Origin of the sequence: Aurantiacibacter odishensis, from assembly GCF_003605195.1 — a bacterium.
Taxonomy (GTDB): Bacteria; Pseudomonadota; Alphaproteobacteria; order Sphingomonadales; family Sphingomonadaceae; genus Alteraurantiacibacter; species Alteraurantiacibacter odishensis.
The window spans coordinates 216512-241299 of sequence record NZ_QYOS01000021.1; the positions used below are offsets into that span (position 1 = coordinate 216512).

Here is a 24788-nt window from a genome sequence, read left to right on the forward strand (position 1 = left end):
GCCCTCGCGATGAGCAAATTTCCTTTCGATATCGTCCTTTTCGACCTCGACGGTACGCTGGTGGACAGCGCCCGAGACCTGTGCCCCGCTGTCAACCACGCGCTCGGCGCGATCGGTCGTGACGGCGTGAGCGAGACGGCCACGCGGAACATGATCGGCGGCGGCACGGACATGATGCTGACCCGCGCGCTGGAAGCCACGGGCGGACTGGTGGACGAGGCGACATACAAGGAACTGAGCGGCGCGCTGCTGGAGTTCTACTGGGACAATATCGCCAACAACACGGTGCCCTATCCCGGCTGCCTCGGCGCGCTGGATCAGTTGGCGGGGCGTGGCTGCAAGCTGGCGGTGGTGACGAACAAGAGCGAGAAACCGGCGCGCGAACTGCTGGATGCGCTTGAGATGACGGACCGTTTCGCCGCGATCTACGGCGGCGACACACTGGGCCGGGAACGCGCCAAACCAAAGCCCGATATCCTGCACGCTGCGATTGCGGACTGCGGTGGCGGACGCGCGGTGATGGTCGGCGATTCGACTTACGACGTGCGTGCCGGAAAGGCAGCAAGCCTCCCGGTTGTCACCTGCCGCTACGGCTATCACGACGTGCCGGTCCACGAATTGGGCGGTGACGTGATGATCGACCATTTCGACGAACTGGTCGGCGTACTGGAAGACCTCTAGCGGTTTCGCCGGCGCCTACTGATCCACCGCTTTCAGCAAGCGCCTCTCCACCGGAGCGAGCACATTGTTCAGCTCGTGGCCGCGCTTCAGCACCTGTCCATGCTCTCCGAATAGCGCCCACATGCCCTGCTTCTGGTGCAGCGCCGGGCGCTTCTCCAGTCGCATCTGCGGCACATCGGCGGTGCGGCGGAAGGCAGCGAAAGTGGCGCAATCGCGGGTGAAATCCATCGCGTAATCCCGCCACTCGCCAGCAGCCACCATCCGGCCGTAGAGATCGAGGATGTGGGTAAGCTCCTGCCGATTGAAGCCCACCTGTTCGGGAGAGCCCTGGCCGGGAAATGCAACGATATTCGGCCCTGCCGGGGCAGCCATCAACTGCGGGCCCCGGTCTTGCGCGTTTTCTCCCCGCCGTCGTCTGGCGCGGGCAGGCTTTTGCGAAGCTGTGCCATCTCGTCGCGCAGAAGCTGGATCTCGGCTTCGAGCACCTGCACCCGTTCGCTGGGCACGGGTTCGCAAGGTTCGTCGCAAGGCGTGCCATAGGGGATAAATTCGCGCAGCCAGGTTTCGGCAGGCACCAGGGTGGAGCGCGCCTTCAGGCCGATCATCGTCGCGCCTTCCGGCACATCGTCCGTCACCACGGCATTTGCACCCACGCGCGCCCGTTCGCCGACAGTGATCGGGCCGATCACCTGCGCGCCGGAACCGATGATGACATTGTCGCGCAGCGTCGGGTGGCGTTTGCCGCCCTGGCCGCTGGTGGGATTGGTGCCGCCCAGGGTCACGCACTGGTAGATCGTCACGTTGTCGCCGATTTCGGCGGTTTCGCCGATTACGGTAAAGCCGTGGTCGATGAAGAAGTTCTTGCCGATTTTCGCGCCGGGATGAATGTCGATCGCGGTCATCCAGCGAGAAATATGGTTCACCAGTCGGGCGAGGAAGAACAGCTTCGCCTCGAACAGCCAGTGGGCGATCTTGTGCATGCCGAGGGCCAGAACCCCCGGATAAAGCAGGATTTCCCACCGCGAACGCGGCGCGGGATCGCGCGCGCGGATCGAGTCCAGATAGGCGACAAGCCGGTCGAACATAGCACTCAGTTTCCCATCAAAACCCGCTCAGATCAAGCGCGGCTCCTCCGGCCCGTGCACCGCTTCCAGTGCCGCGCGCCAGATTCCAAGGGTAGGTGGGGCCTTTCGCTCCAGAGACAAGCGGTCGATGGTCGCGACCAGCTTTTCCAGTTCCTCCTGCGAGCGCGATGCGCGCGGAACGAGATATTCGGCGGCATCGGCAGGCAGAGGCAATCCGCGCTCCTGTGCGAGGGAAAGCAGCAGATCGCGCGCCATGTCATCGTCCGGCTGGCCGATTTCCAGTTGCAGCGAACCGCCAAGGCGAGAGCGCAGGTCCGGCAAGGCAATGTCCCACGGCGGCTCTCCGCCGACGATCAGCAGCGGCGTGCCTTGCTCCTGCGCGCGGTTCCAGCGGTGGAACAGCGCATCTTCCGGCATCGCCTGCCCGTCATCGACGGCATCGCCCTTGCCGCTTCTCGCGAACCACAGTGCCAGCAGGGACTTTCCGGATCGCGGCGGCCCCGTCAGCACGGCCGTGCGATATGGCCAGGCCTCAGGCGCCAGCAGGGCTTCGGCCACGTGGGCGTTGGCATTGCCCAGCACGATCCGCGCAGGGCCGTTGCCGCCGGCTGCAAGGGGAAGTGCAATCTGGCTCATCCCGAGCCCCTTAGCGCGAAATGCCGAGCGCGTTCTGCCCTTCGTTGACAGCCCAGCCACGCTGCCGCAGCGCGGCGGCCAGGGCCGAGATGTCTCCGGCATAGGTTACATCGAACACGGAAGCGCCGCCGATTGCTGTCGAGCGGACCGAGACCCGCGTTACGCCGGGCACTGCGCGAAGTGCGGTGATGGCGCCGTCGAAGTCGGACGCATCGGGCGTTGCCACCTGCACGCCGTAGCTCGCCGTGGGCACGGTAGTCTCGACCGGCTGGGGCTGGCCCGCACCGTCTATCGATACGTCCGTCGAGGTTTCGCCCTCGCCCGCAGCGGCCGCCTGGTCCGCCAGTTCTGCCGAACGCGCCGCTTCAAGCAAAGCGCGCACTTCATCGCTGATTTCGATATTGTCGAGCGTAAGCGTTGGGTCGGGCCGGAGGGTGCCGTCAGCCAGGGCACGCGCGAAAATCTCGTCGAAACGCGTGACGGCACGTTTGAGCATGTCCGGAAGTTCCTCGCCGCTATCGGCGCGCATCGTGAACTCGCCCAGGAAACGATTGTCGGGACCATAACGCGCGGTAAAGCGCCCTTCCACGGGGCCGCCCGGCCATTCCCAGCGCAGGTTGGCTATCGGCACGATCACGTCTGCTGCGCCGAACTGATCCAGAATGTTATTCCACCATGCGCGGCTGCGACGACCGGTCTGCCCGTACGTCAGCAGCAGCGATTCGCCGCCCGAACCGGCAGGGCGGACATAATCGATTGTGCTGGAGCCGAACTGGTACTCGGCCCAGGCTCGCTGCCATGGGTTACGCACCTCGAACATGGTCTCCGTGCCGCCCGAAATCAGCACCGGCAGGGTCAGCATCGGGGCGGAACGCGAACTTTCGCCACCTGCGCCAAGCAGTGCGCCCGCACGCTGGCGGTCGAAAATCACGCCCAGCCGAGCGATGTAGCGGCGCGGACCGATGTTCTCTTCTTCCACCACGATGGCGGCCACCAGCGATTCGAGGCGCGAATCGGGTATATCCGGCCCATCGAGCCGTTCCCACGCGATGCGCTGGGCCTCGCGCCAGCCGTTGGCGCGGGCTTCTTCTGCGTTGTCGCCGCGAACGTCCACCTCGATACCGTCCACCTCGATGTCGCTGCTGCTGGCGACGGGGGCAATCCCCCGCTCGCCAGATACCTGCGCATAGAGCGCGGCCGCGGCGATAAGGGCGAGCACAAGCACGGCTATCACCGCAATCGCGGTGGGCAGGCGCTCATTTGTGGGGCGAGAAGAGGGAAAAACGATGTTCATGGGGGAATTCGCGGGTCTTTTGCCCAAAGGCGAGTGGAATTCCAAGCGCGAATGCGTATGGCAGGTGCATGAATTCGGACAAGCAATCCTATACCTACGAACAGGCCGGCGTTTCCATCGATGCGGGCAACCGGCTGGTGAAAGCCATCGGACCGCTGGTGAAAGCCACGATGCGCCCCGGCGCGGACGGCGAAATCGGCGGGTTCGGCGGCTTCTTCGATCCCAAGGCTGCGGGCTACAAGGATCCGCTGCTGGTGGCCGGAAACGACGGGGTCGGCACCAAGCTGAAGCTGGCGATCGAGACCGACCGGCACGATACCGTCGGCATCGATCTTGTCGCCATGTGCGTGAATGACCTCATCGTGCAGGGGGCTGAACCGCTGTTCTTCCTCGATTACTTCGCCACCGGCAAGCTGGAGAACGGCATTGCCGAGCGCGTGATTGCGGGCATTGCGCAGGGCTGCAAGGAAGCAGGCTGCGCGCTGATCGGCGGCGAGACGGCGGAAATGCCGGGCATGTATGCGCCGGGCGATTACGACCTGGCGGGATTCTGCGTCGGCGCGGTGGAGCGCGGCGAGCAGCTTACCGGAGAGCGCGTGGCTCCCGGCCACGTGCTGCTGGGGCTTGCCAGTTCGGGCGTCCATTCGAACGGGTTCTCGTTGGTGCGCCGCCTAGCGGAAGACAAGGGCTGGAAGCTCGACCGCCCTGCCCTGTTCGATCAGGACCGCCTGCTTATCGATCACTTGATCGAGCCGACCCGCATTTACGTGAAGAGCCTGCTCCCCACCGTGCGCGCGGGCCACATCGATGCCCTCGCCCACATCACCGGCGGCGGCCTGCTGGAGAACCTGCCGCGTGTGTTGCCCGAGGGTGCACGCGCAATGGTGGATGCCGACAGCTGGGAACAGCCGCGCCTCATGGCTTTCCTCCAGGCCCAGGGAAATATCGAGCCGGGCGAGATGGCGCGCACGTTCAACTGCGGTATCGGCATGGTGCTGGCGGTGACGCCCGACAAAGTCGATGCTGTCACTGCGGCTCTCACCGAAGCGGGCGAGAGCGTGTTCCGTATCGGCGAGATCGTCGAAGGCCAGCGCGGCTGCACGGTCAAGGGCTCTGCGGGCACCTGGTCCGCTCGAAGCGACTGGACCGCGGATCACGATGCCTGAGCAAAAGGCGAGAATCGCCTGCCTGCTGTCCGGCAACGGCACGACGATGTCGGCGCTGCTATTCCAGTCGCGCCTGCCCGATTGCCCCTACGACATCGTGCTGGTTGCCAGCAACAATCCCGATGCGCCCGGTCTGAAGATCGCCGCGGCGGAAGGCATTGCCACGTTCAGTCACGATCATCGCGGTATGGATCGGCGGGAGCACGAGAAAATCATGGATGCCGCCTTGCGCAAATCAGGCGCGGAATACCTCGCACTGTGCGGTTATATGCGCATCCTGACGGCGGACTTCGTGAAAGGCTGGGAAGGCCGGATGGTCAACACCCACCCCAGCCTGTTGCCCAAGTACAAGGGCCTGGATACGCACCAGCGCGCTATCGAGGCGGGCGAGGACTATGGCGGCTGCTCGGTGCATGTCGTGACTCCCGAACTCGACGGCGGGCCGCTGCTGGGACAGATGCCGGTCGCCATCCTGCCAGCGGACACGCCGGAAAGCCTCGCGCACCGTGTCATCCTCGCCGAGTACCAGCTCTACCCCCGCATGGTGGCCGATTACGTCGGGCGGCATTACCGGGCGGACTGGCTGCTGGAGAAAGTGCGTGAACTCGCCATGGGCCTGCCGGAAGCGGAGGAGCGCGAGAGCCACGGCGCACCGGGCTGGCGCAGCGGCGGCAAGAGCGGAAAATACTTCGCCTACCTGTCCGAGAAGCATCACGGCGAACCGCACATCGGCCTGCTGGTGAAAACCGGCGGGCCGGACGAAGTCGCCGACCTTGCCGAGACCGCACCCGAAACCTATTACCGTCCGGCCTATTACGGAGCGAGCGGATGGGTCGGGATCATTCTCAACAGGCCGGGCGTTGATTGGGACCATGTTGCTGAATGGCTTGAAAGAAGCTGGCGCTCCGTTGCCCCAAAGCGCCTCACGAAGCTGCACGATGCCGCAGACGAATTCTGACGCATGAGCCTGCCGCCTCGCCCACATCCCTGTGCCCGTTCCCCGCGCGTCGATCGCGTGAACGGCTGGCTGGAGACGGCCTGGCGAAAGGGGCTCAGCTATCGCCCCTCACTCGATCCCGATGACCTGTGGAGCAAAGCTCTGCGTGATGCTCCTGCGGCGGGCGAACGGGGTCCGCGCAGCGAGGCCGACTGTGCCGATTTTCGCCTTCGCCTCGAAATCCTGTGCGAATCGCTGATGTCCGAAGCGCAGCTGAACCCGCTCGGCCTCACCATGGCACACGGCCAGCTTGTTCGGGCAATCCGGCAGCGGCTGGAACTCGGCGCGCTGTGGCAAGCCGAGCCCGATTTGCTGGAAACGCCGCTGGCATCGCCCGTGATCGTAGTGGGCCACATGCGTAGCGGCACCACGCGCGTCCATCGCCTGCTCGCCGCAGACCCTTCCCTGTCCGCCACCCGTTTTTGCGATAGCTGGCAACCCGTGCCTCGCACGCCCGATACGCGGCCCGCCTGGTCAGCCCTGTCGCTCCTGTGCGCCCGTGCGCTGGATCCTTGGATCGACACCATCCACCCCTTCGGCGTCACCCGCGCCGACGAGGAACTGGGCTGGCTTGCCGCCGCTCTCGATCACTCTGCCTACGAAGCGCAGTGGCGGATCCCGTCGTTCACCGCGTTCAGCGAGAATCGTGATCCCTCGCCGCTCTACCGCGAGTTTACTCGCGTGTTGCGGACGGACGCGAATTGGCACGAGAATGCCCATCGGCCGCGCGTCCTGAAAGTGCCGCAGTTCTCCGAGGACTTGCCTGCCCTGCTGGCACAGTTTCCCGACGCACGCGTGGTGAGGACCAATCGCTGCCCGGACGATACGGCGGCCAGCGCGGCTTCGCTGATTGCCAACCAGATGGCGATGCAGTCAGACACGGTCGACTACGCCTGGATAGAGGCGGAAGTTGCCCGCAAGATTGCGCTGAGAGAGGCGCGGATGGATGCAGCGCTTGCCGGTTTCGAAGGGCCACTGACCACCATCAATTTTGATGCCCTCAACCTCGACTGGAAATCCGAGGTCCGACGCGTCTATCAAGACCTGTCCCTTCCGCTGACCTCCGATGCGCTGGAGGCTATGAGCGGCGAACAGGAACGCGCCCAAGATTCGCCTCATAAGGCGCACAGCCGGCAAATGCGCACCTTCTCTGAAACGGCTGCGTAACGGGCTATTGAAGGCTTGGTTACGCGGAGGTGCGCGAACCCGGCGCATCGAGATTGAAGGAAATGCCAGCCTTTTCAGGCAATAACATTCGCGCAAGCGGCATGGCTTCCGCGCCGTAGCTTTGCCAGAATGCCAGCTTTCCCGCATCGACCCGCGCTCGCCAAAGTTTGTCCGTTGCCAACTGCGGGTTGCTGGCCCGCGCCTTGCCTCGCACCAGCACTTCGTCACCGCGCAGCACGATGTCTTGCTCGTCGATTTGGAAATCCGCATCCATGTCGAAAAAAGCACGCGTTGCCACCAAGGCGTTCTCGCGGCCTTCAACCCAGCCGCCGGTGCTATCGACGAAACGACAGTTCTCGGCCAAGATTGCGGCAATATCTTCGTAGTTACGCGTGTTTAGCGCCGAAATATAACGGCGAACAACTGAAACCGGAGAACTCTTGCGGGATCGGAAGATAGCGATCTCCAAGCAAAGCCGATGGCGGGGACGAACACATTTTCGCCGAATTATCGACTCCGGATACACTTGATACCACAGGCAGAACGGAGCGCCTAACGCTCCCGTACATCTGGCGCTTCTACATCAGCGGAACCGAGCTTTCGCACTAACTGCGCTGCCCCGTTACTTGCGCAATCATCGATGGCGTCAACTTGTTGCTGTAGGACTGCCATTCCAACATCCGGCCACCTTTCACACAGGCGCGCCACTGCGTTGCCGCCCCCATTTCGGTGCTGGTCGTTTCGGACTTGCCGGAGACCAGCACGTCCTCGCCGCGCTCCGCCATGTCGCTGACGTGCAACTGATAGTCGGGAGCAAGTTCGGCCACCCGTCGAAACAGCTCCATGGCCGGGGCTGCCCCGCGCAACTGCTTGTTGGAATTGTCGATGATGCAGAAGTCTTCGGCCAGCAACCGCTCCACGGTTGCGAAATCGCGCGCATTCAGGGCGTCCACGAAGGCACGGACCGTCTGAGACGGCGACTTTCTGAGCCAGGAAAACACATCAACCTCCCGCGACCCTTCGTTCGGACACGTGCGGTCTTTGGGGAAAAACTGTTTAAAAACAGAAACCCCCTGCGACCCGTGGCAACGATACCACCGATCGAGGGGGTCTGAAAAGCAGTTCCGAAGAACGCTAAGGTTAATTAGCCGACGATTTCGTCTTCGTTGAAGAAGTATTCGATTTCGATCTTGGCGTTTTCATCGCTGTCCGAACCGTGGACCGAGTTCGCCTCGATGCTCTCGGCATAGGTCTTGCGGATGGTGCCTTCGTCGGCATCGGCCGGGTTGGTCGCGCCCATCACCTTACGGTTGCGCAGCACGGCGTCTTCGCCTTCCAGCACCTGCACTACAACCGGGCCGCTGATCATGAAGTCGACCAGTTCGCCGAAGAATGGGCGTTCCTTGTGAACGGCGTAGAAGCCTTCTGCCTGTTCGCGGGTCATCTGGATGCGCTTGGAAGCGACAACGCGCAGGCCGGCGTCTTCCAGCATCTTGGTGACGGCGCCCGTCAGGTTGCGGCGGGTGGCATCGGGCTTGATGATCGAGAAGGTGCGGGTAACCGCCATGGGAAGTTCCTTTGCGAAGTAATGTTCTGTTGTTGAGATTGCGCGCGCGCCCTAGCGCCCTCGCCCACGCAGGGCAAGATGGCTTGCGTGGCGGAGCAACCGAAGGCGGCTCAGCCGGGGTGGATCAGTTCAGGCCCTGTCCGACGACGAGTTGCCCGGTTGTGGTGTCATCAGTGCCGGACGCGTTGAAGCTGAACGTCTGGCCGTTCTCACCCTCGCCGCCGATCATCATGCTGCCGTTCGTGGTCATCTCCATCTGGATCTGGACTCCGGCGGCCTCTGCCTGTCGGCGATAGAACGAAACCATGTCCTCGGGCGACGAATCGCTCTGCATGATTACGAGCGCGCCCTGCCCGTCCCCTTGGTTCATCGTCGTCGTGGAAACGACGCTTGCGCCGGGATAGAGCGAGAAGCCGTCGGGCAGGTCTACCGCGGAGCCCGTGCCGGAATTGATGACCATTGCCTGGCCGTCTTCCCCGGTGATCCGCATGGACGTGTCGCCGCCGTCGCGGTCGACTTCGTAGGAGACAGTCTCGCCGTCTTCGGTCTCGATCGTGCCTTCATCGGAGCCGCCGCAGGCAGCAAGAAGCAAGACAGCGGCGGAGAGGGTGAGAAGTGTGCGCATGTTTTTCCCCCGGTTGTAGCGCAGGGAATGTCCGCCTGCCGAGCGTGAAGGTCAAGGCCCCTCGACCCAGCGACCGGCCTGCTGCTTCCAGAACTTGCGCTCCATACCCTCGCGGTCCTGCAGGGCTTTCCACGTCTGCCGGGCCCCGGAGATGGTTTCCTGGTCGAACAGGAACAGCACCCGCTGGAAGCTGTCGCCCGGTTCGCGCCACTGGCCATCGGCGATCAGGAGGAAGCTGGCACCGTTGGCGGGATCGACCTCGTTCGACAGCAGGATGGGTTGCACCGCGTCGTGTTCGTCCCCCGCAATGCCATTGGCAAGGAACGCTTCGGGCTGGGCTTCCCACAGCGCCTTGCTCACCTCTTCCAGCAGCGACAGGTCGTCCGCCACAACCAGCAGCCGTTCGCCCGCCTGCCGCACCTTGCTGGCGAGCAGGGCGACGGCAGCGGGAGCAGGGTCGGTGGAAAGGAGGTAGAAATCCACTCTCATACCGGGTTCTGTCCCTTCGAGCGTTTGCAGCGTTCGGAACAGTATTTCACGTTGTCCCAGTCGCGCTCCCACTTCTTGCGCCAAGTGAACGGCAGGCCGCAGGCAGCACAAGTCTTCGTGGGCAGGTCTGCCTTCTTTCGCATCCTGCCCACGAGAGCGCTTAACCCTTCACCGTGTTGCGGATGAAGCGGTCGAGCAGGCGCACGCCGTAGCCGGTCGCGCCCTTGTCCCAGGTCGCGCCGGGCTTGTCGGACCAGACCATGCCGGCAACGTCGAGGTGTGCCCAGGGCGTGTCATTCTCGATGAAGCGACCGAGGAACTGCGCGGCGGTGATCGAGCCTGCGTAGCGGCCACCAATGTTCTTCATGTCGGCGATCGGGCTGTCGAGCAGCTTGTCGTATTCCGGCGCGAGCGGGAAACGCCACAGCTTGTCGCCCGACTGCTTGCCTGCGTGCAGCAGGTCCTCCGCCAGATCGTCGTTGTTGGAGAAGACGCCTGCGTGCTCATGGCCCAGCGCGATCAGCATCGCGCCAGTGAGCGTGGCAAGGTCCACGATGCGCGAGGGCTTGAATTCCTTCTGCACCCAGGTCAGCGCGTCGCACAGCACCAGCCTGCCTTCGGCATCGGTGTTGAGCACTTCGATGGTCTGCCCCGACATGGAAGTCACCACGTCACCGGGGCGCATCGCCTTGCCGTCGGGCATGTTTTCAACCAGGCCGCAGACACCGATAACGTTGGCTTTCGCCTTGCGCAGCACCAGCGCCAGCATGGCCCCGGCCACGGCGCCTGCGCCGCCCATGTCCCACTTCATGTCTTCCATGCCCGGCCCGGGCTTCAGCGAGATGCCGCCGGTGTCGAAAGTCACGCCCTTGCCGACAAAAGCCACCGGCGCCTCGCCCTTGGTGCCGCCCATCCACTTGATGGCAAGCAGGCGCGACGGGCGTTCGGAGCCCAGGCCCACGCCTAGCAGCGCGCCCATGCCCAGCTTTTCCATCTCCGCGTCGTCGAGCACCACCAGTTCCGCCCCGGTTCCCTCGAACCGCTTGTTGCAGCGTTCAACGAAGCTCTCGGGGTAGATGATGTTGGCAGGCTCGGCCACGAGTTCGCGGGTGAACTCCACGCCGGTCGCCACGGCCTGCGCGTCTTCCCATTCGGCCTCTGCGCCTTCGGGAGCGCCGATCACGACGACCTTGGTCAGCGTGCGCTTCTGTTCGTCACGCAGCTTGGTGCGATAGTGGTCCCACCGCCAGGAACGAAGGCGCGCGCCCATCAGAACGGCGGCGGTCTCTTCCGCGTCGAGGCCACTGGCCTCGGCATCAAGCGCGATCTCGGTCTCGCCGCTCGTCAGATACTTCGCCGCCAGCGCTGCACCGGCTTTCTCGAGCGAAGCATGGCGATTCTCGGCCTTCTTCTTGCCCGCACCGGCCAGAGCGAGTCGCACCAGTTTGCCGCCGTCTTCGGCGAAGCCATCGAACACCTGGCCCGGCTTGCCGGTGAAACGGGTGGCTTTCGCGCCCTCGGCAACGGGCATCGGCAGGTCGGTGGGCAGCTTGTCCTGCTCCACGATGCGGGCGACGATGCGGGGGGTGTCGGTTTCCTGCGAGGGGCGGAATTCGATATCCATAAAGGGGGGCTCCGTTGAGGATTGTGGTTTTTGCGCCGCAGCCTGTCGCAGCGCGGCAAAGCTTGCGTTGCGATTACGTGCGCGTGGTGCAATAGGCAAGCCATGCTCCCCGGCCGGCTTCCCGCATTGCCCGACTGTTCGCTTCGCGTGTCCCTTGTCGGCGCGGCGACTGCGCTCGTGCTCGGCGGCTCCATGCCCGCGCTGGCCCAGCAAGGCGCCGCCCCCGGTGTGGAGACAGCGATCGAGCCCGTGCAGACCCCGGAACCGGGGGACGACGAGGAACAGGGCTTCCCGCTGATCGACGATTCAATCCTCGCAGCGCAGGATGCCGACGGCTCTCCGCGAGAAATTGCGTTTGAGGCGAGCGAACTGCGATACGACCAGGATACGGACACCATCACGGCTGCGGGCGATGTCATCCTGCGATCGGGCGACCAGTCGGTGCGCGCCGATGCCGTCACCTGGAACCGCATGACCGGAGAAATCGTCGCAACCGGGTCAATCCGGCTGGTGGACGAAAACGGGAATCAGCTGTTCACAGATCGCCTCGTGCTGACGGACGAACTGGAAGCCGGCGCGATGGACAACCTGCTGCTGGCGTTCCGTCAGGGCGGCAGGCTGGCCGCGCTGGAAGCTGCGCGCACCGCGAACGGCGATATAGAACTGACCCGCGCCGTGTATTCCAGCTGCGCTGTGACGGATGCCAACGGCTGCGACAAGAGCCCTAGCTGGCGGGTGACTGCAGAGCGGGTCTATTACGATCAGGAAACCGCGCGCATCCGCTTCCGCGGCGCCTACCTCGAACTGTTCGGCGCGCGCATTCTGCCGCTGCCCGGCCTTACCGTGCGGGCCGACGGCGGGCCGAGTTCGGGCTTCTTCATCCCCGATATCGGCCTCACCGCTTCCAACGGTATCGAGATTACGGACAGTTATTACTGGCGGCTTGCCGACAACCGCGACCTTACGCTGTCCGGCTACATCTACACCGAAGCCGCGCCGATGATTTCGGGTCAGTACCGCCACCTGACAGGCAACGGCGCGTTCCAGGTGACGGCCTATGCCACCTACGGCAGCCGCATCCCGCTCAATTCCACACAGGTCACCAGCGAGAAGGACGTTCGCGGATATTTCTTCGCCAACGGCCGCTTCCAGCTCGACGAGAACTGGACCGCGCAAGGCTCCATCCGTTACGCCAGCGACCGCACGTTCCTGCGCCGTTACGACATCAGCCGCGAGGATCGCATCCGTTCTGTGGTGGAACTCAGGCGCCAGGACGAGAACTCCTACGTTTCCATTGCCGGCTGGGGCACGCAGGCGCTACTGGTCAGCACGGACCAGGGGCAAGTGCCGCTTGCCCTCCCGCTGATCGACGCGCGCTACCGGCTGGAAGACCCAGTCCTGGGCGGACAGGTGGAATTGCAGGCGAACACGCTGGCCATCACCCGCGCCGACGGGCAGGACACGCAGCGCGCATTTGCCCGCGCGCGCTGGGACATGCGCCGCATTACGCCGATGGGGCAGGAAATCACCCTCACCGGCCTCGTGCGCGGCGACATCTATCATTCGGACGAAAACCTGCTGACTTCGGTGGATCTCTACCGCGGGGAAGAAGGCTGGCAGACCCGCGGCGTCGCCACGGCAGCGCTGGATATCAAGTGGCCCTTCATCGGCGAGTTCCTGGGCGGATCGCAGATTCTCACGCCGCGGGTACAGTTCGTCGCCTCCCCCGAAATCCGCAATCTCGACATCCCGAACGAGGATGCGCGCGCCATCGACCTCGAGGACTCCAACCTCTTCGCCCTCAACCGTTTTCCCGGCTACGACCGCGTGGAAGACGGCGTCCGGATGACCTATGGCGTCGACTGGCAGGCGACCTTCCCCGGCTGGCGACTGGAAACCTCCGTGGGCCAGTCCTACCGCCTTAACGATGCCTTCGATCTGTTTCCCGACGGCACCGGTCTCAACGAACAATGGTCGGACTTCGTTGGCCGCACCGAGGTTCGCTATCGCGATTTCCTGAAGTTCACCCACCGTTTCCGGCTCGACAAGGATAACCTCGCCGTGCGCCGCAACGAGGTGGACGCGACTGTCGGCACGGACCGCACCTATGTCGAGCTGGGCTACCTGCAGCTCAACCGCGATATCGACTTCACCCTCGAAGACTTGCAGGACCGCGAGGAGATCCGCCTGGCAGGCCGCGTTGCCTTTGCCCGCTACTGGTCAGTCTTCGGCTCTGCTGTCGTCAACCTGACGGACCGCAACGAGGACCCCCTGCTTCAGGCCGACGGGTTCGAACCGCTGCGCACGCGCCTCGGCATTGCCTACGCCGACGATTGCCTGGAATTCGGTTTCACCTGGCGGCGCGATTACATCCAGCTGGCCGACGCGCAATCGGGCAGCAGCTTCCGCATCTACTTCAACCTGCGCAATCTCGGCTTCAACTAGGGGCATCCCTTCGCGTCTTTTGCCCGCTTTTTGACTGCGATCATTGGCAGGCCTTCATCATTTGGTTAGGAGGATCCGGCTCAGCGGGGGTTAAGCTGCGGTTCGCCAATGCCACCCTTGCCCCAGGGTGCCTTTTTGCAAAGGGCACCCACACACAAGACAAGGTAACAACTGATCGTGTTTGCGACGAAAATGCTGAAATATTCTGCCGCCGCAGTCGGCGCCGCGCTGCTCGCCACCTCTGCAAACGGGCAGGTGCAGGTGCAGGGTTCCGATGCCTTCAACCTGCCGGACGATATTTCCTTTGTTATCGAGCCGCAGGACCCCAACGTCCGCCGTGCCACGGCTCGCGTCAACGGCAACATCATCACCGGTACCGATGTCGACCACCGCGTCGCCCTGATCCTTTCCGCGCAGGAGCAGGAGTTCCCGCCCGAGGAAATCCAGCGCCTGCGCCTGCAGGTGCTGCGCAACCTGATCGACGAGACCCTGCAGGTGCAGGAAGCCGCCGCGCAGGAAATGGAAGTCACTTCGGAAGAGGTCGAAGCTGCCTACGAACGCTTCGCGCAGGAAGCGCGCGGCATGACGAAGGAAGAACTGGACGCCTATCTGCGCTCCATCGGTTCGTCGCCGCGTTCCATCAAGCGCCAGATTCAGGGCGAACTGGCCTGGGATCGGCTGCTGCGCCGTAACGTCCAGCCTTTCGTCAACGTGTCGGAAGGCGAGGTCAACGAATTGGTCGAACGTCTGAACGCCTCGCGCGGCACGACTGAATACCGGCTCGGCGAGATCTTCCTTTCTGCCAACAGCGCGAACAGCGAGCAGGTGAAGACGAACGCCGACCAGATTATCGAACAGCTTCGCGCAGGCGGCAGCTTCGTTGCCTATGCGCGCCAGTATTCGCAGGCTTCCAGCGCCATCGTGGGTGGCGATCTTGGCTGGATCCGCCTCGAGCAGTTGCAGCAGCCGACGCTGGAAGCGGCAGCCCGGCAGATGACGCCTGGCCAGCTGGTAGGCCCGCTGGAAATCCCCGGCGGCTACTCCATCCTGCTGATGATCGACCAGCGCCAGATCGGCATGGCCGACCCGCGCGATGCCATTCTCAGCCTGAAGCAGATCAGCATCAATTTCCCCGCCGGCACTCCGCAAGCGGAAGCCGAGGAGCGTGGTGCCGCCTTCGTGGAAGCGGTGGAAAGCATGAACGGCTGCGGCGATGCCAACCTGCGCGCCGCCGCAATCGGCGCGCAGACGGTCGACAACGATCAAATCCAAGTTCGCCAGCTGCCCGAGGCTCTGCAGCAGGTGATGCTTCAGATGAACGTGGGCGAGACGACGCCGCCGTTCGGCGACCTTTCCGAAGGCATCCGTGTGCTGATGCTATGCGGCCGAGACGATCCGCAAGAAACGCAGGGTCCCAGCACCGACCAGATCATGGCCCAGCTGGAGGACGAGCGCGTCAACCGCCGTGCCCAGCGTTACCTGCGTGACCTTCGCCGCGACGCGGTGATCGAATACAACTGACACGCCGTGCCCGATTCCCTGCCGCTTGCCGTAACTATCGGCGACCCGGCAGGGGTCGGCCCGGAAATCATCCTCGAGGCATGGTCCCGGCGCGACGAATTGCGCCTGCCCCCCTTCGTGGTTTGCGGCAGCGCCCGCGTCCTGCATATGGCAGCGCGCGGTCTCGGCATTGCTTTCCCCGATAGCCTGATCGTCGATGCGGGCGTTGATGCCGCCTACACGCCGGGAGAGCCGAAACGCGATGGCGCGGCGCTGGCCCGCGCGGCCCTCGCGGAGGCGCTGGAAATAGTGAAGTCGGGTGAAGCTGCTGGCGTCGTCACCGCGCCCGTGTCGAAAGCCGCGATCTACGCCGTGGACGATACTTTTGTCGGCCAGACCGAGTTTTGCGCCGATGCCTGCGGAGCGCCGCGTGACAGCGCCGTGATGATGCTCGCCGGTCCCTCCCTGCGCACCGTTCCCATGACGGTGCATTGCGCCCTTGCCGAAGTGCCTGCGCGCATCACACACGACTTGATCGTGGATCGCACCCGGATCGTGGCCCGCGCGATGAACACCGATTACGGGATCGAGTCCCCGCGCATAGCCCTCGCCGGCCTGAACCCGCACGCAGGCGAAGACGGCCGCATGGGCCGCGAGGAGATCGAGGTCATCGCGCCTGCCATTGTGCAACTTCGCAGCGAGGGGATCGACGCCACCGGCCCGCACCCGGCCGACACGTTGTTTGCGCCGCACAAGCGTGGGACCTATGACGTCGCGATCGCAATGTATCACGATCAGGCGCTCGTCCCTCTCAAGACGCTCGATTTCGACGAGGGCGTGAATGTCACTCTCGGCCTGCCGGTTGTGCGCACCTCGCCCGACCATGGAACGGCCTTCGATATCGCGGGCAAGGGGATCGCTCGGCCCAACGCCATGATCGCGGCGATCCGCATGGCCGGAGAGATTGCCGCGCGCCGGGCTTCTCTCGGATGAGCCTTCCTCCGCTACGCGAAATGATCGCCCGGCATGGTCTCTCCGCCAGCAAGGCGCTGGGCCAGAACTTCCTGTTCGACGAACAATTGCTGGACCGCATCGTTGCCATTCCCGGCGATCTCGAAGGCAAGGCGGTCCTCGAAATCGGTCCTGGTCCCGGCGGCCTGACGCGCGCTCTCCTCCGCGCCGGTGCGCGAGTGACCGCCATCGAACGCGACAGCCGCTGCATCCCCGCCCTTGCCGAACTGGAGCAGGCATTTCCGGGCCAGCTACGCGTGCTCGAAGACGACGCCCTGGCCATCGATCACGCCGAGTTGATGGGAGGGCCCTTCGCCGTTGCGGCGAACCTGCCGTACAATATCGGTACCTTGCTGTTCACCAGGTGGATGGGCGGGGAGACCTGGCCGCCTGCGTGGTCGAGCCTGACGTTGATGTTCCAGCAGGAAGTCGCCCAACGGATCGTCGCGAAGCCCGATACCAGCGCTTATGGCCGGCTGGCCGTGCTGGCCCAGTGGCGCGCCGTGCCGAAGCTGGCGATGAAGGTTCACCGCAGTGCCTTTACCCCTCCGCCCAAGGTGATGAGCGCCATCGTGCATATGGAGCCGCGCGAGGCGCCTGCCGGCGTTTCGGCGCGGGTGCTGGAACGACTGACCGAAGCCGCTTTCGGCCAGCGCCGCAAGATGCTGCGCCAGAGCCTGAAAGGACTGCCCGGCGCGCTCGATGCGCTGGAAGCCTGCGACATCGACAACACCCGCCGCGCGGAAACGCTCACCGTAGAGGAGTTCGTAACCGTCGCCCGCGCGCTTGGCGATCAGAAGATGAGGTAGGTGACGATCAGGTAGGCGGTGGAAAGTGCCGTAAGACCAAGCACAGAATAAACGGTGACGAAGCTTATCAACGACGCATCTTCCTCGATGCGCACGGGTTCCGGCTTCTTGCCGACCCTCCGCTTCGCGTTGCGCCCGTCCATCAGCGAATGGGCATCTATCTTTTCGCCGAGGCGAACTCCGAAACGGCGGCCTTCGACCCAGCGAACTTGCCCGGCAACTTCGCGGGACTGGAAGTGGATCGTCACGAATTCGCCCCGTGCGGGCGGCTGCGCCATGTTGCCGAGCAGTCCGCGCGAGCTGACATCCGAAATGCGCGCTTCACGGCTGCCTCGAGAGTCCGCGAGTTGCGCCTGCAGCATCACGTTTTCGCGCTGTTCTGCCCTTGGCTGCCTGCCGCCTGCCAGCATCTTTTCCTCACAAGAATGGGATTGCGCACGATCTAGCTGCAAAGCGTTAGGGCTTGGTAAAGCATCTGCGGCGGATTCCCCTCATTTCTCCCGCTTCAGAAGCCGCTGGCGCAGGAGAGTTGCATTGGACCGCCCGAAGCGTCATGTGGTTTTCCATGCAACCACTCTCCCAGACCGAACGCGACCTCGTCTCCGGCATCGACCAGCAACGGATGTTGTCCCGAACGCAGGAGTGGGCAGCGATCAATTCCGGTACCGACAACCTCGAAGGGCTGGCCCGCATGGCGCAGGCGCTGTCCGAGGCGTTTGCCGCTCTGCCCGGCGATGTAACCCTGCGCGATCCCGCGCCCGTCGTCGTTGTCGACGCCGACGGGAGAGAGGTCGAGAAACCGCATGGTCGTCACCTGGTCTGCAGCGTGCGTCCGGAGGCGGAGAGACGCTTTCTCCTGACCGGTCACATGGACACCGTTTTCGCGGTGGATCATCCTTTCCAGGAACAGCAGTGGCTGGACGACGAGACATTGAACGGTCCCGGCACCGCCGACATGAAAGGCGGCATCGCAATCATTGCCGAGGCGCTGATGGCGCTGGAAACCAGCGATGTGGCATCCAGCATCGGTTACGACGTGATGATCAATGCGGACGAGGAAACAGGCTCGCTCTCCTCCGCCGCGCTGATCGACGAACTCGCGCGCGGCAAGTTCGCCGCGCTCACTTACGAGCCGAGCGCCCTGCCCAATGGCACGCTGGCCCATGCGCGCGGAGGCAGCGGCAATTTCTCGGTCACGTTCACCGGCAAGAGCGCCCATGCCGGGCGCAACCCGCAGGACGGACGCAATGCGATCGTCGCCGCCGCCGACTGCGCCGTGCGATTGAAAGCGATGCAGCACGCCGACCTGCCGATCAATCCCGCCAAGATCGATGGCGGGGCAGCCAACAACGTCGTGCCCGATCACGCGATCCTGCGCTTCAATATCCGCCCTAAGACGACCCAAGCCGCCGAGGAATTCTCCCGCAATCTCGATGCCCTGGTGCAAACTCTTGCCAGGGAACATGATCTTGCGGTTGTCCTGCACGGCGGCATTTCGCGTCCGCCGAAACCCGTGGATGAGAAGGCGCAGAAGCTGTTCGATCTCGTCCGCGATACAGGCGCTGCGCTGGGCCATACCATCGGCTGGCAGAGCACCGGCGGCGTCTGCGATGGCAACAACATTGCCGCCAACCACGTTCCGGTGGTCGACACCATGGGCGTGCGCGGCGGCAAGATCCATTCGCCGGACGAATTCATGATCGCCCCCTCGCTCACCGAACGCGCGCAGCTTTCCGCGATCGTGCTGCACCGCCTTGCCACCGGAGACATGCTTTGAGCTTCGTAATCCGCCCCGCTGCGACCGACGACCTGCAGCACCTTTACGAGATGGCCAAGCTGACCGGCGGCGGTTTCACCAACCTGCCGCCCGATCGCAATTCGCTGACCAGCAAGCTCGAAGGCTCGGAAGCGGCGTTCCTGCGCGAGGGGCAGGAAATCGTCGGCGAGACCTTCGTGCTGGTGCTGGAGAACACCAAGACGAACGAGGTGCGCGGCACGTGCCAGCTGTTCACAGCCGTTGGGCACCAGTACCCCTTCTATTCCTACCGCATCAACACGCTGACCCAGTATTCCAAGGAACTGGACCGGGCGGTGACGGCGGAACTGCTCAGCCTGGTGAACGATCTTGGCGGCACCAGCGAAGTGGGTGGGTTGTTTCTGCATCCCAACGAGCGCGCGGGTGGCCTCGGCCTCCTGCTGGCGCGCAGCCGCTATCTCTTCGTCGCGGCCCACCGCCATCGGTTCGGCAGCCGCATTCTGGCAGAACTGCGCGGCATTATCGATGAACGCGGCGGCTCGCCCTTCTGGGATGCCATCGGGGGCAAGTTCTTCGGCATGAGCTTCCAGGAGGCAGACGAGTTCAACGCCATTCACGGCAACCAGTTCATCGCCGACCTGATGCCCAAGCACCCCGTCTATATCGCCATGCTGGACGAGGAAGCGCGCAAGGTCATCGGCCTGCCCCACCCCAGCGGTCGCGCGGCCATGCGGATGCTGGAGAACGAGGGTTTCTCCTATCAGGGCTATGTCGACATTTTCGATGGTGGCCCGACGATGCTGGCCGATACGGACAAGGTCCGCTCCATCGCCGATGCCCACCACGGCGAAGTGCTGGAAGACACCCTGGAAAAGGGCGAAAAGGCGCTTATCGCAGCGGGCGAGTTCAAAGATTTTCGCTGTTGCTACGGCGCGCGAGAGATTCGCGAGGACGGCATTGCCATCGACGCGCAGGCGGCGGAACTGCTGCACGTCGGCAAGGGAGACAAGGTCTGGAGTATCGCGCGATGAGCAAGCTCGTTGAAATCAATTTCGACGGCATTGTCGGACCGAGCCATAACTATGCCGGTCTCAGCCTCGGCAACCTCGCCGCGACGAAGAATGCCGGTGCCACCAGCTACCCGCGCGCTGCTGCGCTGCAGGGCGTGGCCAAGATGCGCGGCAACATGGCGATGGGACTGGCGCAAGGCTTCCTCCTCCCCCTGCCCCGCCCCGATACTGACTGGCTTGACGATCTGGCGGCCGACCCCGACACCGACCCCGCGCTGGTGGCAGGCGCATGGTCGGCCAGTTCGATGTGGACGGCCAACGCTGCCACTGTCAGCCCCGCGCCCGATACGGCGGACGGAAAGTGCCACCTGACTGTCGCCAATCTCGTAACCATGCCCCATCGCAGCCACGAATGGCCTGACACGCTGGCGCAGTTGCAGCTGGCCTTTGCCGACGGCGATCACTTCGCCGTTCACAGCCCGGTCCCACCCTGTTTCGGTGACGAGGGCGCGGCCAATCACATGCGCTTTGCCGGAAACCACGGCGAGCCGGGGCTGGAAGTTTTCGTATATGGCAGGCCCGGCGGCAGGTTCCCCGCCCGCCAGCATGAAGAGGCGAGCCGCATCGTCGCGCGCAAGCACGGCCTTGATCCCGCGCGGGTGCTGTTCGTTGAACAAAGCCCGGAGGCTATCGAGGCGGGCGCGTTTCATAACGACGTGGTTGCCGTGGCGAACGAAGGCGTCTTGTTCACGCACGAACTGGCTTTTGCGGACCCGCAGGGCACATACGACACGATCATAGCGCGCTGTCCCGGCACGCAGGTGGTGGAAGTGCCCGCAGACCGCGTCAGCCTTGACGATGCGATCACGTCCTATCTCTTCAACGCTCAGTTGCTTACTCCGCCCTCCGGCGAAATGACGCTGGTCGTGCCGGAGGAATGCCGCGACAATTCCAACGTCTGGAACTGGTTGCAGGATATGCTGGCCAGCAACGGGCCGATCCGTCACGTGAACGTGGTGGACGTGCGCCAGTCCATGGCCAACGGCGGCGGCCCGGCCTGCCTGCGCCTGCGCGTCGTGGCAGACCCTGCAACAGTAGACCCGCGCTTCATGCTGGACGATGCCAAGGCGGACAAGCTGGAGTCCGTGATTGCCGACTACTGGCCGGAAACCATCGACCCAGCCCAGATCGGCGACGCGGAACTGGCCGCGACTGTAAGGACTGCGCGATCGAAACTTCTGGAAGTGCTCGGGATTGACGAACTCGCCTGACGCCATTTGACGCCCGGTGGGTGTCGGTTTGTCTTACACTCCTACCTGTCTTAACCATAGAATCGGCGGAACTGCGTGCTTGGCACGGTAGTTGCGATGATATGCGTTAAGAAAGGTGCATGATGCTGAAGAAGATTTCCCGCCTGTTTGTCATCAAGACCCGCTGGGAAGCCTATCTGATCATCTACGCCCTGGCCTTGGGCGCCATGGAACGCGGCACGCACTATCTCGATCGCTTCCCCGGCTGGGGCGGCTGGATGCTGATGGCAGCCTGCAGCGGCGCGGTATTCCTCGGCGGCGCGAAGATTCTCGATTGCCTGAGATACGAAAAGGCGGAGAAAGAGGCGGCAAAAGCACGCGCCGATTTGTCGTGAGAAAACCGCAGCATAAGCCCTTCCGCGAGAATATGCCCGGCAATTACTTGCCAGCCAACAGGGCTGGCTGGCTATACACGATTGCCTTCGTAGTGACTGCGCTTGCTATCGTTCTGATCGGACATCGGATCAGCGATTGGCTGGAAAACTTTTGGCCCGCAGCAGTGTCATGGGTGCTGTTCGTGATCGTGACGATCGGCTTCGTGCTTTTCGCCAGGCGCCATAGCTGAATGAAGGTGGGGGTTTCTGTTGCTAGCTACCCCCGGAGCCCCGGAATCCGCTTCTGTTGCCCGGTGGGTCCAACCGCGCTTTAGCTTTGTAAATTCAGTCCGTTAGGACATCAAATTACGCAGCGATTGCGAGTGCTTCGTTATCGTTGGCACTTATAGGTTTTGAACAGTTTTACGGGTTACTCAGCCCGAGCAAAAACACCGTCTTTCAGCACACGTCGATCCTGGTTCGGCCCCGTCAGGAACGGCAGGAAACTGCCGTTTTTGGTGGAGCCGCCGGGTACTGCCCCCGGGTCCGCTGTACCTATTACACGGCGCACTTTATCGCCATAGCCCGCCGAAGCGAGCAAACTCCATATAGGCGATAATCGCTTAATGTGAAGTGACAGCAAGGGTCAGGGAGCGGACAGCAAGGGCCGCTCCCCGTGCAGACCCCTAGCCCATCGGGCCTTTCCCCGGCGCGGCAGGTGCCCCGCCTTTCAGCGTGTCGCGAATTTCGGCGAGCAGTTCAATTTCGGTCGGGCCGGCGGGCTCTTCTGCCGCCGCTGCTTCCTCTTCCTTCTTCTCGAACCGCTCCTGCACCCGCTTGGTGTAGCGGACCAGCATGAAGATCACGAAAGCCAGGATCACGAAGTTAATCACGGTGGAAACGAAGTTGCCCCATGCCAGCACGTTCGCCCCCGCCTCGCGCGCGGCTTCCAGCGACATTCCGGGCTCGATCATGTCACCGCCTGCCAGCACGATGTACTTGTCGCTGAAATCGACATTGCCGAAGATCGCGCCGACGAGCGGCATGATGATGTCCGCCGTCATGCTGGCGACGATCAGGGCGAAGGCCCCGGCGATGATGACCGCCACGGCCAGTTCCATCACATTGCCCTTGGCAATGAATTCCTTGAATTCCTTCAGCACCGACTGGTCCCCTTCCTCGTCCTGTTGAACCGGCCCGAAGGTTGCCGGAAAGAGGAAAGGTTGCAAGAGGTCGCGATCAGGGCTGCGCCGGTTTTCCGCGCATTTCCGCCAGAATCTGCTTCAGCACGTCGAGCTGCGGATCGGTGGGGATGTCCCCTTCTTCCGAGCTGTCCGCCGCCTGCTTCTGCTTTTCCTGCATCTCGTCCAGCACCCGGTTCACCGTGCGCAGGATGAAAAACAGCGCCAGCGCGATGATGAGGAAATCCACCGTCTGGGTGATAAAATCGCCGTAGCCGATCATCGCCACCCCGGCCTCTTTCAACTGCGCGTAATTGGTGACGCTGCCTTCGTAGCCCTCCGGTATCTCGCCAAGCCGCACGAACCAGTTGGAAAAGTCGATATCGCCGAAAATCCAGCCGATCACCGGCATGATCATACTCTCATTCAGCGAAGTCACGATCCGCCCGAAAGCCGCGCCGATAATGACGCCAACGGCAAGGTCCAGCACGTTGCCGCGAGCTATGAATTTCTTGAATTCGGTGAACATGTCCGTTCCATCCCCTTGTGATTACGCAATCGGTGTAACGCGAAAGGTTCAGGGAATGTCCCGGCGGCTGTTCTTGAACGCGCGCACCGCCGTGCTATATAGACAATACACCAAGTGCATTGGAGGGAATACAGGGTCATGTTCACGCGTCTGGCCAAGGCGGCCACACTCATCGTCGGCACGTTCGCGCTATCTGCCTGCGGCATCAACTCGGTGCCTGCGGCGGAAGAAAACGCCAAGGCCAAATGGGCCGACGTGGAGGCCGCGTTCCAGGAACGCGCCAACCTGCTGCCCAACCTTCAGGAAATCGTGATGAGTTCCGCCGAGGAAGAGCGCGAGACGCTGCAAGGCGTGATCGAAGCGCGTGCTTCGGCCACGCGTCCGGAAATCCAGGTCGATACGGACGACCTGAACAACCCGGAAGCCATGGCGCAGTACCAGGCCGCGCAGAACCAGTTCGGCAGCGCCCTGTCGCGCCTGCTCGTTTCGGTCGAACGTTACCCCGAGCTTCGCAGCCAGGAAAACTTCGGCCGCTTCATGACGCAGCTGGAAGGCAGCGAGAACCGCGTGCGCATCGCCATCCGCGATTACAACGAAGCCGTGCGCCAGTATAACACCACGATCCGCACCTTCCCCGACACGATCGGTGCGAACATCATCCACGGTGCGGAACCGATGGTGCCCTACGAAGCCGCAACCGAAGGCGCCGAAGTCGCACCCGAACTCGATATGCGCAGCGAGTGATCGCCCGCAGTCACCCTCGCCCGCACCTGCGGCACATCATCGTCCTGCTCAGCGCCCTAGTGGCGTTGTGCTGGGCGAGCGTGGCCCTTGCCCAGCCTACCTTTCCGGAGCGCGGAACCGCACCGGTGCTGGACCAGGCGAACATCATCGACGAGGCGACCGAGGCGCGGCTGACGCAGCAACTCGACGAGTTCGAGGAGCGTAACCAGCGCCAGTTCGTGATTGCCACGGTGGAAAGCCTGCAAGGCTACGACATCGCCGATTACGGCTATCAGCTTGGTCGTGAGTGGGGCCTCGGCGATGCCGAGAACAACGACGGTATCATCCTGCTGGTCGCGCCCAACGAGAAGCGTATGCGGATCGAGGTCGGCTACGGGCTTGAACCCATCATCCCCGATGGCCTGGCCTTCGAATATATCGAGGGCATGAAAGACTATTTCCGCGCCGGAGATTTCTCCGGCGGGATCGAATGGGCAGCAGGCCAGATCATCACCCAGCTCGAATTGCCGCCCGAAGAAGCGGCGCAGATCGCGCAAGCTGCCAGCCAGCAGCGCGCCAGCGACGGCGGCTTCCCCATCGGCACGCTGATCTGGCTGGGCTTCATCCTCTTCTTTTTCGTCCTGCCGATGATGGGCGGCAAACGTCGCCGCTATCGCCGTGGCGGCGTTGGGGGCGTGGTGGGCGACATCATCCTGTGGGAAGCCGGCAAGGCCATTGCTCGCGGTGCCTCGGGCGGAAGCGGCTGGGGCGGCGGAGGCGGCTTTGGCGGTGGTGGCTTCGGCGGCGGCGGTGGCTTTGGCGGCGGCGGTGGCTCTTTCGGGGGCGGCGGCGCCTCCGGTGGTTGGTAG

The 24788-nt window shown here is 63.5% G+C and carries 29 protein-coding genes and 1 other RNA gene; 15 read left to right on the forward strand and 15 right to left on the reverse strand.

Annotation, left to right across the window (positions count from 1 at the left end; all coding sequences use genetic code 11):
- The first annotated feature begins 9 nt into the window (after positions 1-9).
- On the forward strand, positions 10-681 hold the full coding sequence (locus tag D4Q51_RS05370) for an HAD-IA family hydrolase (protein WP_120076714.1): 672 nt from the start codon (positions 10-12) through the stop codon (positions 679-681).
- Between the two features lie 15 nt (positions 682-696).
- Here the strand turns inward: D4Q51_RS05370 and D4Q51_RS05375 are convergent, their stop codons facing one another.
- From D4Q51_RS05375 to D4Q51_RS05390, 4 genes are read right to left on the reverse strand one after another with little or no spacing between them, the layout of a single operon-like run.
- Positions 697-1053: a DUF2794 domain-containing protein gene (locus tag D4Q51_RS05375; protein WP_120076715.1), complete on the reverse strand. Its 357-nt coding sequence runs from the start codon at positions 1051-1053 to the stop codon at positions 697-699.
- Entirely contained in the window at positions 1053-1766 is a 714-nt protein-coding gene (gene epsC, locus D4Q51_RS05380) for a serine O-acetyltransferase EpsC (protein ID WP_120076716.1), read from the reverse strand. Before epsC ends, D4Q51_RS05375 begins: the two co-directional genes overlap by 1 nt.
- A 27-nt stretch (positions 1767-1793) precedes the next feature.
- Positions 1794-2402: an HdaA/DnaA family protein gene (locus tag D4Q51_RS05385; protein ID WP_120076717.1), complete on the reverse strand. Its 609-nt coding sequence runs from the start codon at positions 2400-2402 to the stop codon at positions 1794-1796.
- 10 nt (positions 2403-2412) lie between these two features.
- Positions 2413-3696, reverse strand: coding sequence for a heavy-metal-associated domain-containing protein (locus D4Q51_RS05390; protein ID WP_120076718.1), 1284 nt, complete (start codon positions 3694-3696; stop codon positions 2413-2415).
- A gap of 68 nt (positions 3697-3764) precedes the next feature.
- Here D4Q51_RS05390 and purM point away from each other — a divergent pair, with 68 nt between their 5' ends.
- Genes purM through D4Q51_RS05405 form a run of 3 tightly spaced genes read left to right on the forward strand, consistent with a single transcriptional unit; the run spans position 3765 to position 7026 of the window.
- On the forward strand, positions 3765-4862 hold the full coding sequence (gene purM / locus D4Q51_RS05395) for a phosphoribosylformylglycinamidine cyclo-ligase (protein WP_120076719.1): 1098 nt from the start codon (positions 3765-3767) through the stop codon (positions 4860-4862).
- Positions 4855-5820 (forward strand): phosphoribosylglycinamide formyltransferase, encoded by a 966-nt coding sequence (gene purN / locus D4Q51_RS05400; protein ID WP_120076720.1) that lies wholly within the window; start codon positions 4855-4857, stop codon positions 5818-5820. Before purM ends, purN begins: the two co-directional genes overlap by 8 nt.
- A gap of 3 nt (positions 5821-5823) precedes the next feature.
- Entirely contained in the window at positions 5824-7026 is a 1203-nt protein-coding gene (locus D4Q51_RS05405; RefSeq protein WP_120076721.1) for a sulfotransferase family protein, read from the forward strand.
- A gap of 19 nt (positions 7027-7045) precedes the next feature.
- Here D4Q51_RS05405 and D4Q51_RS05410 read toward each other — a convergent pair whose 3' ends face one another.
- The 7 genes from D4Q51_RS05410 to D4Q51_RS05440 form a co-directional block, all read right to left on the reverse strand.
- Complete coding sequence (locus tag D4Q51_RS05410; RefSeq protein WP_162925156.1) at positions 7046-7495, reverse strand: nuclear transport factor 2 family protein; 450 nt, start codon at positions 7493-7495, stop codon at positions 7046-7048.
- Positions 7496-7631: 136 nt separating this feature from the next.
- Positions 7632-8027 carry a nuclear transport factor 2 family protein gene (locus D4Q51_RS15650; protein ID WP_276309488.1) on the reverse strand — a complete coding sequence of 132 codons (396 nt, stop codon included), beginning with the start codon at positions 8025-8027 and terminating at the stop codon, positions 7632-7634.
- 143 nt (positions 8028-8170) lie between these two features.
- Positions 8171-8593: a nucleoside-diphosphate kinase gene (ndk, locus tag D4Q51_RS05420; protein ID WP_120076724.1), complete on the reverse strand. Its 423-nt coding sequence runs from the start codon at positions 8591-8593 to the stop codon at positions 8171-8173.
- A 124-nt stretch (positions 8594-8717) separates the two neighbouring features.
- A complete protein-coding gene (locus tag D4Q51_RS05425; protein WP_120076725.1) occupies positions 8718-9218 on the reverse strand; it encodes a hypothetical protein in 501 nt (166 codons plus the stop codon).
- Between the two features lie 51 nt (positions 9219-9269).
- Positions 9270-9707 (reverse strand): DNA polymerase III subunit chi, encoded by a 438-nt coding sequence (locus tag D4Q51_RS05430; protein ID WP_120076726.1) that lies wholly within the window; start codon positions 9705-9707, stop codon positions 9270-9272.
- Positions 9704-9850 carry a DUF2256 domain-containing protein gene (locus tag D4Q51_RS05435; protein ID WP_120076727.1) on the reverse strand — a complete coding sequence of 49 codons (147 nt, stop codon included), beginning with the start codon at positions 9848-9850 and terminating at the stop codon, positions 9704-9706. Before D4Q51_RS05435 ends, D4Q51_RS05430 begins: the two co-directional genes overlap by 4 nt.
- Before the next feature lie 17 nt (positions 9851-9867).
- Entirely contained in the window at positions 9868-11331 is a 1464-nt protein-coding gene (locus tag D4Q51_RS05440; protein ID WP_120076728.1) for a leucyl aminopeptidase, read from the reverse strand.
- Between the two features lie 102 nt (positions 11332-11433).
- Here D4Q51_RS05440 and D4Q51_RS05445 point away from each other — a divergent pair, with 102 nt between their 5' ends.
- The 4 genes from D4Q51_RS05445 to rsmA all read left to right on the forward strand — a co-directional run bounded on the left by D4Q51_RS05445 (position 11434) and on the right by rsmA (position 17096).
- Positions 11434-13776 (forward strand): LPS-assembly protein LptD, encoded by a 2343-nt coding sequence (locus D4Q51_RS05445; RefSeq protein ID WP_240624578.1) that lies wholly within the window; start codon positions 11434-11436, stop codon positions 13774-13776.
- A gap of 192 nt (positions 13777-13968) precedes the next feature.
- A complete protein-coding gene (locus tag D4Q51_RS05450) occupies positions 13969-15297 on the forward strand; it encodes a peptidylprolyl isomerase (RefSeq protein ID WP_120076729.1) in 1329 nt (442 codons plus the stop codon).
- Positions 15298-15303: 6 nt separating this feature from the next.
- Complete coding sequence (pdxA, locus tag D4Q51_RS05455) at positions 15304-16269, forward strand: 4-hydroxythreonine-4-phosphate dehydrogenase PdxA (protein ID WP_120076730.1); 966 nt, start codon at positions 15304-15306, stop codon at positions 16267-16269.
- Positions 16266-17096 (forward strand): 16S rRNA (adenine(1518)-N(6)/adenine(1519)-N(6))-dimethyltransferase RsmA, encoded by an 831-nt coding sequence (rsmA, locus tag D4Q51_RS05460; RefSeq protein ID WP_120076731.1) that lies wholly within the window; start codon positions 16266-16268, stop codon positions 17094-17096. The genes pdxA and rsmA overlap by 4 nt, the downstream gene beginning before the upstream one ends.
- Here the strand turns inward: rsmA and D4Q51_RS05465 are convergent.
- Complete coding sequence (locus D4Q51_RS05465) at positions 17081-17506, reverse strand: PilZ domain-containing protein (protein ID WP_120076732.1); 426 nt, start codon at positions 17504-17506, stop codon at positions 17081-17083. The genes rsmA and D4Q51_RS05465 overlap by 16 nt on opposite strands.
- Positions 17507-17661: 155 nt before the next feature.
- On the opposite strand from D4Q51_RS05465, the gene D4Q51_RS05470 reads away from it, so the two are divergent.
- From D4Q51_RS05470 to D4Q51_RS15840, 5 genes are all read left to right on the forward strand, one after another.
- Complete coding sequence (locus D4Q51_RS05470; RefSeq protein ID WP_120076800.1) at positions 17662-18873, forward strand: hydrolase; 1212 nt, start codon at positions 17662-17664, stop codon at positions 18871-18873.
- Positions 18870-19883, forward strand: a complete 1014-nt coding sequence (locus D4Q51_RS05475) for an arginine N-succinyltransferase (protein WP_120076733.1) — start codon at positions 18870-18872, stop codon at positions 19881-19883. The genes D4Q51_RS05470 and D4Q51_RS05475 overlap by 4 nt, the downstream gene beginning before the upstream one ends.
- The gene (locus D4Q51_RS05480; RefSeq protein ID WP_120076734.1) at positions 19880-21133 is read left to right on the forward strand and encodes an N-succinylarginine dihydrolase; all 1254 of its coding nucleotides are present in this window, start codon (positions 19880-19882) and stop codon (positions 21131-21133) included. Before D4Q51_RS05475 ends, D4Q51_RS05480 begins: the two co-directional genes overlap by 4 nt.
- Positions 21134-21255: 122 nt before the next feature.
- Positions 21256-21507, forward strand: a complete 252-nt coding sequence (locus tag D4Q51_RS05485) for a hypothetical protein (RefSeq protein ID WP_120076801.1) — start codon at positions 21256-21258, stop codon at positions 21505-21507.
- Complete coding sequence (locus D4Q51_RS15840; protein WP_205689440.1) at positions 21504-21737, forward strand: hypothetical protein; 234 nt, start codon at positions 21504-21506, stop codon at positions 21735-21737. The genes D4Q51_RS05485 and D4Q51_RS15840 overlap by 4 nt, the downstream gene beginning before the upstream one ends.
- Before the next feature lie 42 nt (positions 21738-21779).
- Here the strand turns inward: D4Q51_RS15840 and ssrA are convergent.
- The 3 genes from ssrA to mscL (D4Q51_RS05505) all read right to left on the reverse strand — a co-directional run bounded on the left by ssrA (position 21780) and on the right by mscL (D4Q51_RS05505) (position 23196).
- Positions 21780-22123, reverse strand: a transfer-messenger RNA (tmRNA) gene (gene ssrA, locus D4Q51_RS05495).
- Positions 22124-22172: 49 nt separating this feature from the next.
- Positions 22173-22649 (reverse strand): large conductance mechanosensitive channel protein MscL, encoded by a 477-nt coding sequence (mscL, locus tag D4Q51_RS05500; protein WP_120076802.1) that lies wholly within the window; start codon positions 22647-22649, stop codon positions 22173-22175.
- A 76-nt stretch (positions 22650-22725) separates the two neighbouring features.
- Complete coding sequence (mscL, locus tag D4Q51_RS05505) at positions 22726-23196, reverse strand: large conductance mechanosensitive channel protein MscL (protein ID WP_120076736.1); 471 nt, start codon at positions 23194-23196, stop codon at positions 22726-22728.
- Positions 23197-23334: 138 nt separating this feature from the next.
- Here mscL (D4Q51_RS05505) and D4Q51_RS05510 point away from each other — a divergent pair, with 138 nt between their 5' ends.
- Together D4Q51_RS05510 and D4Q51_RS05515 are read left to right on the forward strand one after the other, a co-directional pair.
- A complete protein-coding gene (locus D4Q51_RS05510) occupies positions 23335-23940 on the forward strand; it encodes a LemA family protein (RefSeq protein ID WP_120076737.1) in 606 nt (201 codons plus the stop codon).
- Positions 23937-24788 (forward strand): TPM domain-containing protein, encoded by an 852-nt coding sequence (locus D4Q51_RS05515; protein ID WP_240624579.1) that lies wholly within the window; start codon positions 23937-23939, stop codon positions 24786-24788. The genes D4Q51_RS05510 and D4Q51_RS05515 overlap by 4 nt, the downstream gene beginning before the upstream one ends.

Excerpts from the sequence above, each read along its gene's own strand:
- D4Q51_RS05370 (WP_120076714.1), top strand. The coding sequence starts at position 10 with ATGAGCAAATTTCCTTTCGATATCGTCCTTTTCGACCTCGACGGTACG.
- D4Q51_RS05375 (WP_120076715.1), bottom strand. The coding sequence starts at position 1,053 with ATGGCTGCCCCGGCAGGGCCGAATATCGTTGCATTTCCCGGCCAGGGC.
- epsC (WP_120076716.1), bottom strand. The coding sequence starts at position 1,766 with ATGTTCGACCGGCTTGTCGCCTATCTGGACTCGATCCGCGCGCGCGAT.
- D4Q51_RS05385 (WP_120076717.1), bottom strand. The coding sequence starts at position 2,402 with ATGAGCCAGATTGCACTTCCCCTTGCAGCCGGCGGCAACGGCCCTGCG.
- D4Q51_RS05390 (WP_120076718.1), bottom strand. The coding sequence starts at position 3,696 with ATGAACATCGTTTTTCCCTCTTCTCGCCCCACAAATGAGCGCCTGCCC.
- purM (WP_120076719.1), top strand. The coding sequence starts at position 3,765 with ATGAATTCGGACAAGCAATCCTATACCTACGAACAGGCCGGCGTTTCC.
- purN (WP_120076720.1), top strand. The coding sequence starts at position 4,855 with ATGCCTGAGCAAAAGGCGAGAATCGCCTGCCTGCTGTCCGGCAACGGC.
- D4Q51_RS05405 (WP_120076721.1), top strand. The coding sequence starts at position 5,824 with ATGAGCCTGCCGCCTCGCCCACATCCCTGTGCCCGTTCCCCGCGCGTC.
- ndk (WP_120076724.1), bottom strand. The coding sequence starts at position 8,593 with ATGGCGGTTACCCGCACCTTCTCGATCATCAAGCCCGATGCCACCCGC.
- D4Q51_RS05425 (WP_120076725.1), bottom strand. The coding sequence starts at position 9,218 with ATGCGCACACTTCTCACCCTCTCCGCCGCTGTCTTGCTTCTTGCTGCC.
- D4Q51_RS05430 (WP_120076726.1), bottom strand. The coding sequence starts at position 9,707 with ATGAGAGTGGATTTCTACCTCCTTTCCACCGACCCTGCTCCCGCTGCC.
- D4Q51_RS05435 (WP_120076727.1), bottom strand. The coding sequence starts at position 9,850 with ATGCGAAAGAAGGCAGACCTGCCCACGAAGACTTGTGCTGCCTGCGGC.
- D4Q51_RS05440 (WP_120076728.1), bottom strand. The coding sequence starts at position 11,331 with ATGGATATCGAATTCCGCCCCTCGCAGGAAACCGACACCCCCCGCATC.
- D4Q51_RS05445 (WP_240624578.1), top strand. The coding sequence starts at position 11,434 with ATGCTCCCCGGCCGGCTTCCCGCATTGCCCGACTGTTCGCTTCGCGTG.
- D4Q51_RS05450 (WP_120076729.1), top strand. The coding sequence starts at position 13,969 with ATGCTGAAATATTCTGCCGCCGCAGTCGGCGCCGCGCTGCTCGCCACC.
- rsmA (WP_120076731.1), top strand. The coding sequence starts at position 16,266 with ATGAGCCTTCCTCCGCTACGCGAAATGATCGCCCGGCATGGTCTCTCC.
- D4Q51_RS05465 (WP_120076732.1), bottom strand. The coding sequence starts at position 17,506 with ATGCTGGCAGGCGGCAGGCAGCCAAGGGCAGAACAGCGCGAAAACGTG.
- D4Q51_RS05470 (WP_120076800.1), top strand. The coding sequence starts at position 17,662 with ATGCAACCACTCTCCCAGACCGAACGCGACCTCGTCTCCGGCATCGAC.
- D4Q51_RS05480 (WP_120076734.1), top strand. The coding sequence starts at position 19,880 with ATGAGCAAGCTCGTTGAAATCAATTTCGACGGCATTGTCGGACCGAGC.
- D4Q51_RS05485 (WP_120076801.1), top strand. The coding sequence starts at position 21,256 with ATGCTGAAGAAGATTTCCCGCCTGTTTGTCATCAAGACCCGCTGGGAA.
- mscL (WP_120076736.1), bottom strand. The coding sequence starts at position 23,196 with ATGTTCACCGAATTCAAGAAATTCATAGCTCGCGGCAACGTGCTGGAC.
- D4Q51_RS05510 (WP_120076737.1), top strand. The coding sequence starts at position 23,335 with ATGTTCACGCGTCTGGCCAAGGCGGCCACACTCATCGTCGGCACGTTC.